Annotated in this window: 9 protein-coding genes and 2 tRNA genes; 8 read left to right on the top strand and 3 right to left on the bottom strand. The window is 40.9% G+C overall.

From position 1 onward, the window contains the following. Positions 1-73: 73 nt before the first annotated feature. Positions 74-3,436: a transcription-repair coupling factor gene (gene mfd, locus AHMF7605_RS21055; RefSeq protein ID WP_106931984.1), complete on the bottom strand. Its 3,363-nt coding sequence runs from the start codon at positions 3,434-3,436 to the stop codon at positions 74-76. Between the two features lie 239 nt (positions 3,437-3,675). Here mfd and AHMF7605_RS21050 point away from each other — a divergent pair, with 239 nt between their 5' ends. Further along, entirely contained in the window at positions 3,676-4,203 is a 528-nt protein-coding gene (locus AHMF7605_RS21050) for a hypothetical protein (protein WP_146153635.1), read from the top strand. A gap of 93 nt (positions 4,204-4,296) precedes the next feature. Next, complete coding sequence (locus AHMF7605_RS21045) at positions 4,297-4,761, top strand: DUF4174 domain-containing protein (RefSeq protein WP_106931982.1); 465 nt, start codon at positions 4,297-4,299, stop codon at positions 4,759-4,761. Positions 4,762-4,766: 5 nt separating this feature from the next. Here the strand turns inward: AHMF7605_RS21045 and AHMF7605_RS21040 are convergent, their stop codons facing one another. Further along, complete coding sequence (locus AHMF7605_RS21040; RefSeq protein WP_106931981.1) at positions 4,767-5,318, bottom strand: lipocalin family protein; 552 nt, start codon at positions 5,316-5,318, stop codon at positions 4,767-4,769. A 391-nt stretch (positions 5,319-5,709) separates the two neighbouring features. On the opposite strand from AHMF7605_RS21040, the gene AHMF7605_RS21035 reads away from it, so the two are divergent. Both AHMF7605_RS21035 and AHMF7605_RS21030 read left to right on the top strand, forming a co-directional pair. Beyond that, positions 5,710-6,201, top strand: a complete 492-nt coding sequence (locus AHMF7605_RS21035) for a YajQ family cyclic di-GMP-binding protein (RefSeq protein ID WP_106931980.1) — start codon at positions 5,710-5,712, stop codon at positions 6,199-6,201. A 186-nt stretch (positions 6,202-6,387) separates the two neighbouring features. Beyond that, complete coding sequence (locus tag AHMF7605_RS21030; protein ID WP_394336211.1) at positions 6,388-7,200, top strand: TerC family protein; 813 nt, start codon at positions 6,388-6,390, stop codon at positions 7,198-7,200. A 77-nt stretch (positions 7,201-7,277) separates the two neighbouring features. On the opposite strand, the gene AHMF7605_RS21025 is transcribed toward AHMF7605_RS21030, so the two are convergent. Next, complete coding sequence (locus tag AHMF7605_RS21025; protein ID WP_106931978.1) at positions 7,278-7,808, bottom strand: RNA methyltransferase; 531 nt, start codon at positions 7,806-7,808, stop codon at positions 7,278-7,280. A 325-nt stretch (positions 7,809-8,133) separates the two neighbouring features. On the opposite strand from AHMF7605_RS21025, the gene mutS reads away from it, so the two are divergent. The 4 genes from mutS to AHMF7605_RS21005 all read left to right on the top strand — a co-directional run bounded on the left by mutS (position 8,134) and on the right by AHMF7605_RS21005 (position 15,287). Beyond that, positions 8,134-10,731: a DNA mismatch repair protein MutS gene (gene mutS, locus AHMF7605_RS21020; RefSeq protein ID WP_106933564.1), complete on the top strand. Its 2,598-nt coding sequence runs from the start codon at positions 8,134-8,136 to the stop codon at positions 10,729-10,731. Between the two features lie 830 nt (positions 10,732-11,561). After that, positions 11,562-11,634, top strand: a tRNA-Gly gene (locus tag AHMF7605_RS21015). Between the two features lie 78 nt (positions 11,635-11,712). Then, a tRNA-Leu gene (locus AHMF7605_RS21010) sits at positions 11,713-11,796 on the top strand. 656 nt (positions 11,797-12,452) lie between these two features. Next, positions 12,453-15,287, top strand: coding sequence for a hypothetical protein (locus AHMF7605_RS21005; protein WP_106931977.1), 2,835 nt, complete (start codon positions 12,453-12,455; stop codon positions 15,285-15,287). The last annotated feature ends 1 nt before the right edge of the window (position 15,288 follow it).

Raw genomic sequence — 15,288 nt, 5'->3', positions numbered from 1 at the left:
ACAGTTCCATATCTATCCTAGCTATTTACTTAAGGCTAAAAACCACAAAAATAATAGTTTCTCTTTTTTATATTTACCCTTCCGTTAACTGCTCAAATACATCGCAGGCGGCGTTTACCGATTTAATGTTGTCGAAAATAACGGTCAGTTTGTCTTTGCTTTCTTTCAGGCGCGAATGGCGGGAGTGTTGCTGCACGTATTTCAAAATCCGGCCAAAAGTTTCCGACTGAAAATAGGTATCGTTGTTTTCCGAAGGAATATAACCTTTCATTACTTCTCGCTTAATCGTGAGCTTTTCAAAACCTATTTCCTGGGCTTTCCAGCGTAACTTTACAATCTGAATTAATTTTTCTACCGATTCTGGTAAAGGCCCAAACCGATCGATGATACCCTTTTGAATTTTTTCTAAAGCCGGTAAATCTTTTACCCGGTCGAGTTTGCTGTATAAATTCAAACGTTCGGAAATATTGCTCACGTAAGTATCCGGAATAAGTATTTCCAGGTCGGTTTCCACGGTACATTCGCGCACTACGTCCAGGAATTGATTTAAATCTTTTTCAGAACCCAGGAATAAATCGCGGAATTCAGTTTCTTTTAGTTCTTTAATCGTATCATCCAAAATCTGGTGGTACATTTCAAAACCCAAATCGTTGATGAAGCCGCTTTGCTCGCCGCCCAGTAAGTTACCTGCCCCCCGAATATCCAAGTCGCGCATCGCTACTTTAAACCCATCGCCCAAATCCGAAAATTCTTCTAAAGTACTCAAACGCTTGCGGGCATCGGAAGGTAAGCTGGACACCGGAGGCGTGAGCAAATAGCAATACGCTTTTTTGTTCGAGCGGCCTACGCGCCCGCGCATCTGATGCAAATCGCTCAGCCCAAACATGTGCGCCCGGTTTATTATTATAGTATTGGCATTCGGAATATCTAAGCCGGACTCAATAATATTCGTGGATACCAAGACATCATATTCACCTTCCACAAATTTCATCATGCGTTTTTCGAGCTGTTCCCCGTCCATTTGCCCGTGGGCAAAAGTAATTCGGGCATCGGGTACCAATTTCAAAATTAGGTTCGCCATTTCATCCAGGTCGGCCACGCGGTTGTGCACGAAAAATACCTGGCCGCCGCGCTTTAATTCGTACATCACGGCATCACGGATAATAGTCTGGTCGAAAACGTGCAGTTCGGTTTGGACGGGTTGGCGGTTTGGCGGAGGCGTAGCAATTACCGATAAGTCGCGGGCGCCCATCAGGGAGAAATGCAAAGTGCGCGGGATTGGGGTAGCCGATAAAGTAAGCGAATCTACGTTTACGCGCATTTCTTTCAGCTTTTCTTTGGTTTTAACCCCGAATTTCTGCTCCTCGTCAATCACCATTAAACCTAAATTCTTGAATTTAACGTCCTTGCTTACAATCCGGTGAGTACCAATCAAGATATCCGTTTTTCCTTCGGCTACGCGCTGTAAAGTTTCTTTTATGTCTTTCGCCGTTTTAAAACGGTTGATAAATTCTACGTTCACCGGAAACTTCTCTAAGCGGTCGCGAAAAGTTTTGAAATGCTGCATGGCCAGAATAGTAGTAGGTACCAGCACGGCTACTTGTTTACTGTCGGAGGCGGCTTTAAAGGCGGCCCGAATGGCTACTTCCGTTTTACCAAAACCTACGTCGCCGCACACCAGTCGGTCCATCGGGTGCGGTTGTTCCATATCGTTTTTCACGTCTTCGGTGGCTTTGGCCTGGTCCGGCGTATCTTCGTAAATAAACGACGATTCCAGTTCGGCTTGCATAAACCCATCGCGGGAAAAAGCAAAGCCCGGCGCCGATTTACGTTTAGCGTACAGTTTAATTAGCTCGGTAGCAATATCTTTTACCTTGCTCTTAACCCGTTTCTTTTTGTTTTCCCACTCCGGCGAACCCAGTTTGCTCATGCTGGGCGGGGTGCCTTCCTGACCGGTATATTTGCTGATTTTATGCAGCGCGTGAATACTCACGTATAATAAATCATCGTCGCGGTAGACTAACCGGATAGCTTCCTGCATTTTCCCGCCTACTTCCACTTTTTCCAAGCCGGCAAAACGGCCAATGCCGTTATCGACGTGTACCACGTAATCGCCGGGTTGCAGCGAACGCAGTTCTTTTAAAGTAAGCGCCTTGGATTTAGAAAACCGTTCCTTGCTTTTGTATTTGTAAAACCGTTCAAACAGCTGATGATCGGTATACAAGGCCACTTTTACCTGGTCGTCGATAAAGCCTTCGCGCAGGGAAATGGTAAGCGCCTGAAATTTTACGGCGTGATCGAGTTCGTCGAAAATAGTAGTTAGCCGGTCAATCTGCCGCGGCGAATCGGCCGCAATAATGTTCGTAAAACCCTTGGTTTGGTTATCGTGCAGGTTGCTGACCAGTAAATTAAAATCTTTGTTAAACGAAGGTTGCGGCTTGGTGGAAAAAGTTAAGGTTTCGGTGGCTTTGAAATGAAAGCGTTTACCAAATTCTACGGTGGTAAAAGGCTCCAGTAATTTCTTAAAGCTTTTGCCGGTTTCAAATAAATCTTCGGGCTTGGATACTACTTTAGTGTTGCCGCTCGTGAGCATTAAATATTCAAAGGCTTGTTCGGCTTTGGTAAACGATTCGTCGATTACATCCGAGGCATGGCGTACGTCTTTAAACCAGAATCGGGTATGGGGGGGTAAAAATTCTAAAAATGATTCGCGGGTTTCCTGCAAAAGTTTGGTTTGCACGTTGGGTACTATAGAAACACTGTTTTTGGTTTCCACGGAAAGCTGCGTGTTCGGGTTAAACGTCCGGATGCTTTCAATTTCATCGCCGAACAACTCCATGCGGTACGGTAATTCATTAGCGTACGAAAATACATCCACAATGCCGCCGCGTACGGCAAACTGACCGGCTTCGTACACAAAATCAGTGCGTTCAAAATCGTATTCGGTGAGTACTTCCGTTAAAAAGTTTACGTCCAGCTTTTCGCCCACTTTCGCGCTGAACGTATTAGCGACCAATGATTTTTTATTAATAACTTTTTCGGTGAGCGCTTCGGGGTAAGTTACAATTAATAAACCTTCGGCGGCTTTATTACTTATTTGATTTAATACCTCGGCCCGCATTAAAATATTGGCGTTCTCGGTTTCATCAAAGGAGTAAGGCCGTTTGTAGGACGAAGGAAACAGCAAAGCCTCTTGCTTGCCGTTAAACAAATGCTGTAAATCCGACAAAAAGTAGGCGGCTTCTTCTTTATCGTGCACTACAAAAACGTGATGGCCAGGCTGCAAACTGCTCACAGCAGCGGCCAATACGGCATCTAAACTACCGGCTAAGCCTTTCAGTTGCAAACGGGCTTTTTCTGAAGATCGGAGGCGTTCAGCAATGGTTTGAACCACCGGATCGAGCCGGTAAAGTTCCAGGAAATCCTTAACTTTCAATGTTCTTAATCTTTGAATAATAAAGAGCAAAGATACGGAATAATCTGCTCGCAAATTCCTTACGCATAAACACCGGCGAGGGTACAAAATTTAACGAAACTAAAAAATTGAAAAAACGTACTTTTAAAATGGTACTCCTTGAATAATAATTGTTTATCTTTATCTTTGAAGGCCGGCTCTTGGCAGACGAGTAGTTTAAAGTAATCTTGTAATCCATTTAAATGTAACTAGATGATAAAATGATGTACTCTAAATTTTTAACTCCTGCTATCTTCACGGCCGGAGAAGCTGATATTCGTTCCCATATCCGCAGCTTTATGGCCGGGTACTCGAAGTGCATTTACCTGAACCTGGTTCTAACCGGAATTGGGCTATACCTGCAGTATTTTCAGCAACTTACCGACAAGCTTTTTGTATTTACTCTTGGTAGTTTAGGGCTATTGTTTTTGGGGCAAATGCTGCTTTCCTTTTCTTTTATGCTGAAAAACCTATGGGTGGCTTTACTCGGATCTTTTTGCAGTCTGGCCTTAGCTACCGGTTTTACCGCGGTTTTATTTACTTTTCAGGGATGGTGGGGCGCCAGAATTCTGTTAACTCTAACCGCACCGTTAGGGGTAATTACTTTTTTGGTTTTAATAGGGTATCTGTTTACGCAAAGAAACCAGTACCACAAGCGGCAGAATCATTTTTTATTTTTTAACCTTTTAATTCCGTTTGCGGTTTTGTTGCTGCTAAGTGTAATGTCTTTTTGGTTAGGCGGCATTTAATCCAACCACTAACCAGTATTTACCGTTTACATATAGTACTAAGCTACAGGGGCTAAAAAGTTTTTATTCATTTGTACTAGTCGAAAATCAAGAATGAGAAAAAAAACAATGTCCATTAGTAGTTGGGTGCTCTTTTTTTTGTGTTGCGCGCTCCTTGGCAAAGCCCAATCAGCCGAATCGGACCACTCTAAAATAGGCCTAATGGATAAAGGTAAACATCGTTTTCTACTCATATTTGCCCCCGATAGCCAGAATGAATTTTTGTTGGAGCAAGATAAAATGTTGCGCCAGGCGCACCTTGGCCTCAGCGAGCGCGACTTGTTAGTAGTGCAAGTAGTAGAAAATAATGTAGAAATTAATCCGCACGTAAAGGAAGAAATGCCCCCGGCTGCATCTTTGCGCCAAACGTATAAAATAAATCCCGCGCAATTTGCCGTAATTTTAGTAGGAAAAGACGGCACCGAAAAATACCGGGCCGCTCATGCTCAGGCGCCCGCCGTATTGTTTGACATAATTGATTCTATGCCCATGCGGCAGCACGAAAAACGCAGCGAGTAAGTTCTTTAATCAAAGCAAGCCTGGTTGGTCAGGTGCAGGTGATCGGTATCAAATCCTTTTTGCTGCGCTAGGTGCACCAGGTTCTGATACAGCGTAGGGGCCATAAACGGCGAACGCGCTAATACCCATAAATACTGTCGGTCGGGGGTGCCCACCAGTGCGTGCGAGTAATCTTCATCTAAGGCTATAATCCAATAATCACCCCGGAAAGGCCACTGAAATTGTACTTTTAGTTTTGTATTATTACTGCCTGGTACGGGAAAAGCCTTACCCATTGCTTGCTTTACTTTTCCTTGCGGACTGTTACGGCGGCAACTATTAACCACCTTTACGTAGCCTGCCGGGTGCAGCGTGTATTCGGCGGTAGTACAATGGCAGCCCCGTTCAAAAATTAAAGGAAATGCCGCAATTTCGTACCATTTGCCGGCATAACGGCTCAGATCTACGGCGGATACTGTTTCCAGAGGCTGATGCTTTCGCGAAAAATAACGCAATGCCAAACTTCCCAGCACTACGGTTCCGGCACCAATTAAAATTTCCCGGGTATTCTTATTCATAGCCAAATATCTTTAGGTAAGCAGTACATTATACGTTTCACGTTTATAAAGGCAGGCCAATAGCTTTTTCGTTTAAATATATTGTTCCTTCATTTTGTTCTTCTACTTAATACCCAGTAAAGAAGGAAATTCTGCAATACGTATAACCTAAAACCTACCACCTAAAACCTGATCCAGGTACTTCAGCATTTTATATTACTGAATTCCGCCAAAAACCAGGTAATTTTTCTTTACTGTCTTAAACCTGTTGCGGTGGTAAAAGTTTAGCAGATTCTTTTTCTTTGCTGGCCAATAACCAGGTAGATGGTGATAAGGCAAGAAGTTTTACCAAAAATATTAACTTTGCCCCTGCATATACGTCTAATTTCTTTAAGCAGTAAAATTTTTTCGCATGGCCTCATTTGATATTGTAAGTAAAGTAGACCCGCAAAGTCTGGAAAATGCGCTGAATACCGTAAAAAAGGAAATTCAGAACCGTTACGATTTCCGGGATACCAAGGGCAGCGTGGAACTCGACAAAAAAACGAATATTATTCATATTGTCACCGAAAACTCCATGCGGGTAAAGCACATCGAAGATATTATCATGAGTAAAATGGTAAAGCAAAATTTAGATGCTACCGCCTTGGATTTTTCGGAAGAAGAATACGCATCTGGCCCGATGATAAAAAAAGATGTGAAGTTAAAAGCCGGTGTAGATAAGGAAACCGCCAAAAAAATTACTAAAATAATTAAAGACAGTAAATTAAAAGTGCAGGCGGCTATTATGGACGACCAGATTCGGGTTACCGGTAAAAAAATCGACGAACTTCAGGATGTAATTGCCCTAATGCGCCAATCGGACTTAGGCTTGCCTTTGCAATTTGTGAATATGAAATCGTAAATAGTCCATGGACCATAGTCGATAGTCCATAGATGATAGTCGACAGTCCACAGACTACGGTCGACCGTAAATTGTTTAACTAAGCATTTTTTATAGATTATCTAAATAACCATAAACCATAATCTATCGACCGTGGACTATCGACTATGGTCCATGGACTATGAATAAATTAACTAAAAAATACCTATGGACCATGGTCTGTGGACTGTGGACTATCGACTAAATAACATGAACGACTTTTTTGAGCTTTTTGCCCGGCCGGATACCTGGTTAAGTTTACTAACCTTAACCTTTATGGAGGTAGTACTGGGGATTGATAATATTGTGTTTATTTCGATTGTGGCGGGTAAGTTACCGCCGGAAAGTCAAGGGCGGGCTCGTACCATTGGGTTAATGCTGGCCCTGGTATTCCGCATTATGCTGCTACTCACTATTTCCTGGATTGTGGGGTTAAAAGAACCACTTTTTACTATAAATTTCCCCTTTGGGTTCGATGATTTTGGCGTAACCGGCCGCGATATTATTTTATTTGCCGGAGGCTTGTTTTTACTGGCTAAAAGTACTACCGAAATTCACAGTAAGTTAGAAGGCGAGGAGGAACATGGTCCGCAGAGAGCCTACCACAGCCTGCAAAAAGTTATTATTCAGATAGTGCTCGTAGATATTGTATTCTCTTTCGATTCCATTTTAACTGCCGTTGGTTTGGTCGATCACGTGAGCATTATGATAATAGCCGTAATAATTTCGATGGGAATTATGCTGGCTTTCTCTAAAATAATCGGCGATTTTGTGAACAATCACCCAACGGTAAAAATGCTGGCCTTATCTTTCCTGATTATGATTGGTGTCATGCTGATTGTGGAAGCGTTTCACGGCCACATCCCGAAAGGTTACGTTTACTTTGCCATGGCGTTTTCGCTGGGCGTAGAAATGCTGAATATGCGCCTGCGTAAAGTTACCACGCCGCCCGTTAAACTGCGCGATTCGGATTATGATTAAAAGCGTTGTTGGTTGGTAGTTGTTTGTTTTTGGTGATTAGTCGAACAACGAGCAACTACCAACGAAGCTTGGTTAGCTTATTTGTTTAGCTTACTCAGGAAATCCCAGACAACTACCCCTACCGCTACCGAAATGTTAAGGGAGTGTTTGGTGCCAAACTGCGGAATTTCAATAACGGTATCCGCTAGTTCCATTACTTCGTCTGCTACGCCAAATACTTCGTTGCCAAATACTAGGGCGTATTTTTGGTTAAGTACAGGCGTAAAATCAGCTAACGAAACGCTGCGGTCTGCTTGTTCAATAGCAACTATTTGGTACCCTTCGGCTTTGAGTTGTTGAACTAATTCGGCGGTTTGCGTAGTATGTTCCCAATCCACGGATTCGGTGGCGCCCAGAGCCGTTTTGTTTATTTCTTTGTGCGGCGGGGTTCCGGTAATGCCCCCGAGAAAAATTTTACTAACGGCAAAAGCATCGGCCGTCCGGAAAGCCGAGCCAACGTTGTGCAGCGAGCGCACATTGTCCAGAACCAATACAATCGGTAATTTTTCCTGTTCTTTGAACTCTTCTACCGAGACCCGGTTGAGTTCTTCCATTTTTAATTTGCGCATGAAATTGGGGATACTAGATGCGGTAAGGCGTGCTCTAATTGTTTAATTTTGTTTATTGTCTCCAGAAGCCGGCTTAACCGCCGTGCCTTAAAGCGGATAATTAAAAATTCTTCCGGAGTATTTAGAAGAACGATTTAAAATCGTTTAAGAAGCAAATTTAGCTTAATTTTAGAAATAAGAGCATACCTGCCGGTAACGTGCCCGTCAGGAAAATTCATGATTCATGAATTTATGCCTTATGTACGCACCTTTTTAAATTTATTTATCGAGTAGCTTAAGCCATTACATTTTGAGTACCACAGCTGATATTTCTGTAACGCCTTTAATGAAACAGTACTACGCCATTAAAGCGAAGCATCCCGGAGCGCTATTGCTTTTCCGGGTGGGTGATTTTTACGAGACCTTTGGAGAAGATGCTATTAAGGCGAGCAAAATTCTGGATATTGTGCTCACGAAACGGGGCAATGGCACGGCTTCGGAAGTAGCTCTGGCTGGTTTTCCGCATCATTCTCTGGATACGTATTTACCTAAACTGGTTCGGGCCGGTGAACGCGTAGCTATCTGCGACCAGCTCGAAGATCCCAAATCGGTAAAAGGCATTGTAAAGCGCGGCGTAACCGAATTGGTAACGCCCGGTGTATCGTTTAACGACCAGGTACTCGAGAGAAAAAGCAATAATTACCTGGCGGCGGTCCACCTCACCAAAAACGAAACCGGCATTGCTTTCCTGGATATTTCTACCGGCGAATTTATTACCGCCCAAGGCGATCGGCCTTATATCGGAAAGTTACTGCAAAGTTTCGCGCCCGCCGAAGTATTGTTCTGCAAAAAAGTAAAGGAAGAATTTTACTTGTCCTTTGGTCCGGATTTTTGCCAGTACGCGCTCGACGAATGGGTGTTTGGCTACGATTTCGCGTACGAGAGCTTGCTCCGCCATTTTGGTACTACCTCTTTAAAAGGATTTGGCATTGAAAATTTGCGGGAAGGTATTATTGCCGCCGGTTGTATTCTCCATTATTTATCGGAAACCCAGCACCACGATATTAGCCATATCCGCACTATTTCGCGGCTCGAAGAAGATAAGTACGTGTGGCTGGATAAGTTTACCATTCGCAACCTGGAGCTCATTTTTCCGCAGCACACCGAAGGCGTACCGCTGATTCAGATTCTGGATAAAACAGTTACGCCTATGGGAGCCCGATTACTTAAAAAATGGGTAGTGCTGCCGCTCAAGGAAGTATCGCAAATTCAAAGACGTTTGGATACCGTTGAAGCTTTAATTGGTAATAATGATCTTTTGCAGGATGTTACGCATTATCTCAAACAAATTAATGACCTGGAGCGGCTTATCTCGAAAGTAGCGGTAAAACGCATTAATCCCCGCGAAATGCTGCAACTGAGCAAAGCCCTGGAAGCCACGGTGCCGATTAAAGAATTACTAGGCTTTAGTAACATCCCGGCTTTAAAAAAGCTGGCCGACCAGCTGGCGTTCTGCGACGAGATACGCGAAGAAATTAAATATAAAGTAAAGCCGGATGCGCCCATGCTCACGAATCTGGGCAATATTATTCAACCGGGTATACATGCCGAACTGGACGATTTGCGGGCCATTGCTTTTTCCGGTAAAGATTATTTACTGCAATTGCAACAGCGCGAAGTAAAAAATACCGGTATTACCTCACTGAAAATAGCATACAATAAAGTTTTTGGCTATTACCTGGAAGTAACGCACGCCCACAAAGACAAAGTGCCGAAAGAATGGATAAGAAAGCAGACTTTGGTAAACGCCGAGCGCTACATTACCGAAGAACTGAAAACCTACGAAGAAAAAATTCTGCACGCCGAAGAACGGATTTACACCATTGAGCAGCAGTTGTTTAATGAATTAGTTTTAAGCACTACTGAATACGTGGGTCAGATTCAGCAGAATGCCCGGGTGTTAGGTGTGATAGATTGTCTGGCATCTTTTGCCTGCGCCGCCGTAAGTTATAAATACGTAAAACCGCAGGTAAGTAACTTAAACGCTTTACATATTAAAAAGGGGCGTCATCCGGTAATTGAACGGCAATTACCCCCCGGCGAAAGCTATATTCCTAACGATATTTTCCTGGATACCGACGAGCAGCAGATTGTCATTATTACCGGCCCGAACATGGCGGGTAAAAGTGCTTTGCTGCGCCAAACGGCTTTAATTGTGCTCATGGCACAAATTGGGTCTTTTGTACCCGCCGAAGCGGCAGAAGTAGGCATTATTGATAAAATATTTACCCGCGTAGGCGCTTCGGATAATTTAAGCCGGGGCGAGAGTACGTTTATGGTAGAAATGACGGAAACGGCCAGTATTTTAAATAATCTCTCGGAGCGCAGTTTGGTTTTAATGGACGAAATTGGCCGCGGCACCAGCACCTACGACGGTATTTCCATCGCCTGGGCCATTGTGGAACATTTACATAATCACCCCAGAGCCCGCGCGAAAACTTTGTTTGCTACCCATTACCACGAACTAAACCAACTGGCCGAGGAACTGCCGCGAGTACACAATTTTAACGTGAGCGTGAAAGAGACTGGGGGTAAAATTTTGTTTATGCGCCAACTCAAACCGGGCGGGAGCGAACACAGCTTCGGGATTCACGTGGCGCAAATGGCCGGTATGCCCAACACGGTGGTTTTACGCGCCAGCGATATTATGCACCACCTCGAGGAAGATAAAATCCGCCAGCAACCAGATAAAAACCACCTGAAAACCATACCCAAGCAGCAGTACCAGTTGAATATGTTCGAGCTCAACGATCCGGCTATGAAGCGTCTGCGCGAGATTTTTGAAAAACTGGATATTAATACGATTACGCCCGTAGAAGCCTTGCTTAAATTAAATGAGTTGAAGTTGTTGGTAGACGCGCAGAAAGCACCCGGTAAAAAGTAGTTTTTTGTTTTTGGAAGGTTGAATGCTAACTTTTGAAGAGTAAATTTTAAGTATTTCTGTATCTGAACCTGTCTGGCGAGACTCTCGCAAGTTATTACTTTCTATAAGCGGTATAGCCTCAAAACCGATGGGCCTCGTTTGGCTTCTTCGCGCGGTGTATCCTTTCTTTCCTCGCTCCGCTGCGGAATCCCGACACCTGTCGAGACCGAAAGTCTACAAGGCGCTCAAAAGCCAGATGGGTGAAATTACGGTAGGTGCCTCTCTTTGTAAATTTACTTTTTTAATTGGGTGAAATTTGGCTGTATAGCTCCCCTTCTCATCTTAGGATTCGATTAAAACACGTAATAAGAATAAGTACTTTTCCTGCGTTTTGCTGCTTCCCGTTTGTAACTGGCGGAACGGGAATTTATACTCGCCTGTTCGCCTAACAACGTGTTTTGCTCCTCCTGCCAGTGGCAAACGGGCAGCGATGAGTAGTTCCCCGCTGAAAACTGGAAATAGGGTTTGATAAGAAAAGAAGCGTCCTAATTGGAGCCTAAGATGAGGAGGGTAGGGGTGGTTGACTTCACTAAGGGCGAAAAAAGCTCTCTATTTCGTAGAAAAAGCAGTGGTAAGGTGATTGTACAAGCTTTCCGGTTTTGAAATCTATTTTAATAAGTTTACAGGTTACCATCAGTGTTAGTCGGGTTTTTTGTTGCAGCAGTTAAGAAATAATAAGGCTGATAATCAGGAAGAAGAAGAGAATGTTAAATTTTTTTTAATTTGGTACTTGACAAATGAAAATTAGTGCTTAAATTTGCCTCACTAAATCGATAAAACGAGTTAGAAACGCGAAAGTAGCTCAGTTGGTAGAGCGCGACCTTGCCAAGGTCGAGGTCGCGGGTTCGAACCCCGTCTTTCGCTCGAAGAAGAAATCCTTCAAGAGACGTTGCGCCCGCAACGTCTTTTCTTTATAGAATTGGCACAACGCAAGTTGGCCCTGCCGGGGTGGTGAAACTGGTAGACACGCAAGACTTAAAATCTTGTGTCCATTAGGACGTGCGGGTTCAAGTCCCGCCCCTGGTACACTAAAAAGCCGCTATAAAGCGGCTTTTTCTTTTTTCCTAAAATTAACAGGACAACATTTGGACAACAATTATAAAATGGCGTTAGAAGCATGTTTAGGAGTGAAAATCCTTGTGTCGTTGGTTCGATTCCAATCATCACCACATTTATAATCAGGCAGTTATGACACAATGTTGTAGCTGTCTTTTTTATTACTACAACAATAATACAACATTGTTTCTTTGTCAGTTTAAAAGTTTGATCTTCATCTCAGGCTTAAAATCTTATAAACATTAGTTCGTGCGGGTTTAAGTCTTTCCCCTAGTACTTAAAAAGCCGCTAGAAAGCGGCTTTTTTGCTTTTTAAGCTTCCATTGGCTAACTTAGGCAAAACATTTGTACCCCAATTACAGGAAAATTAATTATTTTCCGTCCTACAAAAACTTATATTTTACTTTAAAATCAGATTAGAAATAGGCTCAAATTTATTTCTTGTCTTTTAACAGTAAGATTATGAGAGATTCAATCAAGTTGTTAATTAAAGGTCTAGCTGTTTTTGCAAAAACTAAATAGGTTACCTGTCTCACTAATTTTCAACCGACGTTAGGTTGCGAGGCAAGTGGGAGGAAGTTTTATCCTTCACGATGGAAGACACATCCTAGTAAAATATTATTTACAATGAAATTTATTGAATGGAATAATATTATTTCAGAACATTTTTTTAATCCTGGGAATGGTGGTAAAGAGGTTTATTTATATATTACAAGAGAAGAGATTATTAATCTTGGCAAGGAATATCTGCACGGAAAATCTAATAAAGAAGTCTGGGCTGACTTTATATTAGCAATTAAATCAGGGCTTCCTGGCTCGAAAGGCAATTTAACTGAAAAAGCCAAGGATTGCTATGATAAACGTAGAGCTATTAGTATTGCATCTATTAATATAAAGTTTCCCCTTTATATTACCTATTTGGTATTTTTTGTATTACCTCTCATTGAAGAGGTGGATAATGCCTTTAGTACTAATAACTACTTTGGTAGACTAAATTCTTTTCTTTTTAAAAATGGAATACAGCAGGAAATATATACTAAGGATTTCAAGAATAATAATATTAATGAACTATGGACTGAGTTAGCAAACTGGTCAAAGAACAAAAAAAATAGTGACTTAGGTACGTTTACAATTAGGCCTTTCATTAATTTACATTGGGTTTACGTTGGAAAGCCCTTTTCACAATGCATTTTATCGCCGAAATCATTGGTAAACTTTTCCAAGTTATTTTATGAGGCAGGAATGGTTCCAAATTCGAATTATAGTGTTCAAGAATTTAAACGACACTTACTTAATTATGGTCCAACCATTCTCAAGTTGAGAAGTAATGTTATAGACCTAATTAAAAATAGTGATGAGAATGAATTAGGCCAATCTTTAATTGATATAGCAAAGAGAGAATATATCAGATGGACGGGAGAATCAAATAAACGATTTTTTGTAGGACGACATGAAAGTGAGAGACGGCAATATACTGTAGCCCCTTTATTGTTACAATTTAAGTTTAACGAAGATGAAGGTATAATTGATTTCTCATATAGAATATATTCGTCTATCGACTATCCTGAAGATTTCACAATAGGTGGATATGAGAATTTATATGAAAGAGCAGGTTTTTCTAAAAAGATTGATTTACCAAAAAGAGTTACCCTTAACTCTTTTGAACTAAAAGACGAGTTTAATAAATGGATTGTGAAATTTCCAGAAAGGGAAGTAAGGCTTTTTATAAGTGGTGGCTTTTTTCAACTAAGCACAGGGTATTGGATTGAGACTGATGTTTTGTCAAAAACGGATTGGATGTTTTTGCTTTGTCAAAATAATATAAGGAATGAAATAGAAGAATGGGGAAATACATTTAAAGTCGGCAACTTTTTAAATTTTTCTAATGAATATGATAATTTGCCTGAAGACTACTCATTATTTAAATTCCTTAATCCGGTTCAATCACTTAATAAAATACCATTACTTACCGTACACACAGAAAAATCAATTCGACTTATTGGTGGGCTGAAAATTAATTTTAGAACCTACTTATTAGCCCTACTCCCAGAAATTGAAATATTAAATTCGAACGGTCAAGAAGTTATATACTTGCAATATATAGGAAGGGATGAAAGAATTTGGTTACAGAAGGCAGTTGCAAATAACAATAGATGGTTGTTGCCGAACAGCATTTATTTAGATTATGATTTCTATATAAATATTGATGGTGAAGAAAATGCCAGCAATAAGCAAGCTTATAGAATTATAGAGGCTGACTATAGAAGATTGTCAAATAATATATTAGAAAAGTATAACAAATTTGATTCGTCAATCAATTTGGAGGACGGCTATATACAGGGAAATTACATTGCTTCTAATCCAGGTAATAATATTGGAGATAGGCAATCTTTTGTAAATAATCAAATACTTAGAATTTCGCCAATTAATCAGTATAATAGAGAAGAAAATGAATTATTGAAATGGCTGGTAGCCAAAAAACAATGTAATATTCAAGAATATAATGAGGTTTTTGAAACTATATCTATTAAATGTTTTTGTGAGAAAGTCGGAAATATTCAGCAAAATAGAGTATCAACACTAAATTTAATTGATAATTTGGGGTTTGTTGATTACAATTACTCAAGAAATACTATCTCAACTCTTCCCCCAAAATTAATCTTAATACCAAGCGATTGTGGAAAGAGGGCTTCATTGATTGGAGGCAGGGATGAGAAGTTAATCAAACAACTTCTTGCTTATTGCTCAAAAAAAGAATCTGTAATTACGATTAAAATTGTAAAAAATATATCAGAGAAGTTACAATTACTTATTCCAGACTCTATTTTTCTTGAGAGCAATAATGTGGAGGAATTTGTAAAACTTGCAGAAGAATTAAATATTATCTTTGATGAATGGTACATTCTTAAATTAAAATCCTTTATTCCTTCTTTAAATGAATATGAGAAATTTATTCTAGACAATAAACTTTCACCTTCACAAGAAGGTAATGATTGGGCAAGAAAAGTTTTTAATCTATCTACTTTAAAATTCGAACAAACAATTGAAATTTCGAAGAGTTATTCTTTAGTTGAATATACTTACACAACATACTGGAAAGAATATGGCTTATGGATAGATGGGCAATATTACAAAGTCGAAGATAAAAATTGGGGTAAATATTTATTGTTGAACCATTATGCTGAGAAACAAAAGGGATTTTCCAAAGAGTTGTTCTCAAAGCCGGGTTTAATTTTTAGTAATAACACTACTCTTGAAATTCCAGCCAGCCTACCTTTGCCCAAAGTAATGTCAAGAATTTTGTTACAAATTAGTGGAAAACTTCCTGAGTTTGAAGAATTTCCATTAGGGGGCGAAAAAAGATGGTACAACGTTTACCAGCATGTACCTTCGGCTTTTATCGATAATTTCTTCAAATTCAAACTTCATATGAATATAGAAACAACTGCCAAACTAATATAAA

The sequence above is a fragment of the Adhaeribacter arboris genome (assembly GCF_003023845.1).
Classification (GTDB): domain Bacteria; phylum Bacteroidota; class Bacteroidia; order Cytophagales; family Hymenobacteraceae; genus Adhaeribacter; species Adhaeribacter arboris.
This window is presented reverse-complemented; position numbering and strand designations above follow the sequence as displayed.

What these genes read in the sequence shown, in the direction of transcription:
- AHMF7605_RS21050 (WP_146153635.1), top strand. Translation starts at nt 3,676, where the DNA reads ATGATGTACTCTAAATTTTTAACTCCTGCTATCTTCACGGCCGGAGAA.
- AHMF7605_RS21045 (WP_106931982.1), top strand. Translation starts at nt 4,297, where the DNA reads ATGAGAAAAAAAACAATGTCCATTAGTAGTTGGGTGCTCTTTTTTTTG.
- AHMF7605_RS21040 (WP_106931981.1), bottom strand. Translation starts at nt 5,318, where the DNA reads ATGAATAAGAATACCCGGGAAATTTTAATTGGTGCCGGAACCGTAGTG.
- AHMF7605_RS21035 (WP_106931980.1), top strand. Translation starts at nt 5,710, where the DNA reads ATGGCCTCATTTGATATTGTAAGTAAAGTAGACCCGCAAAGTCTGGAA.
- AHMF7605_RS21030 (WP_394336211.1), top strand. Translation starts at nt 6,388, where the DNA reads ATGGACCATGGTCTGTGGACTGTGGACTATCGACTAAATAACATGAAC.
- AHMF7605_RS21025 (WP_106931978.1), bottom strand. Translation starts at nt 7,808, where the DNA reads ATGCGCAAATTAAAAATGGAAGAACTCAACCGGGTCTCGGTAGAAGAG.
- mutS (WP_106933564.1), top strand. Translation starts at nt 8,134, where the DNA reads ATGAAACAGTACTACGCCATTAAAGCGAAGCATCCCGGAGCGCTATTG.
- AHMF7605_RS21005 (WP_106931977.1), top strand. Translation starts at nt 12,453, where the DNA reads ATGAAATTTATTGAATGGAATAATATTATTTCAGAACATTTTTTTAAT.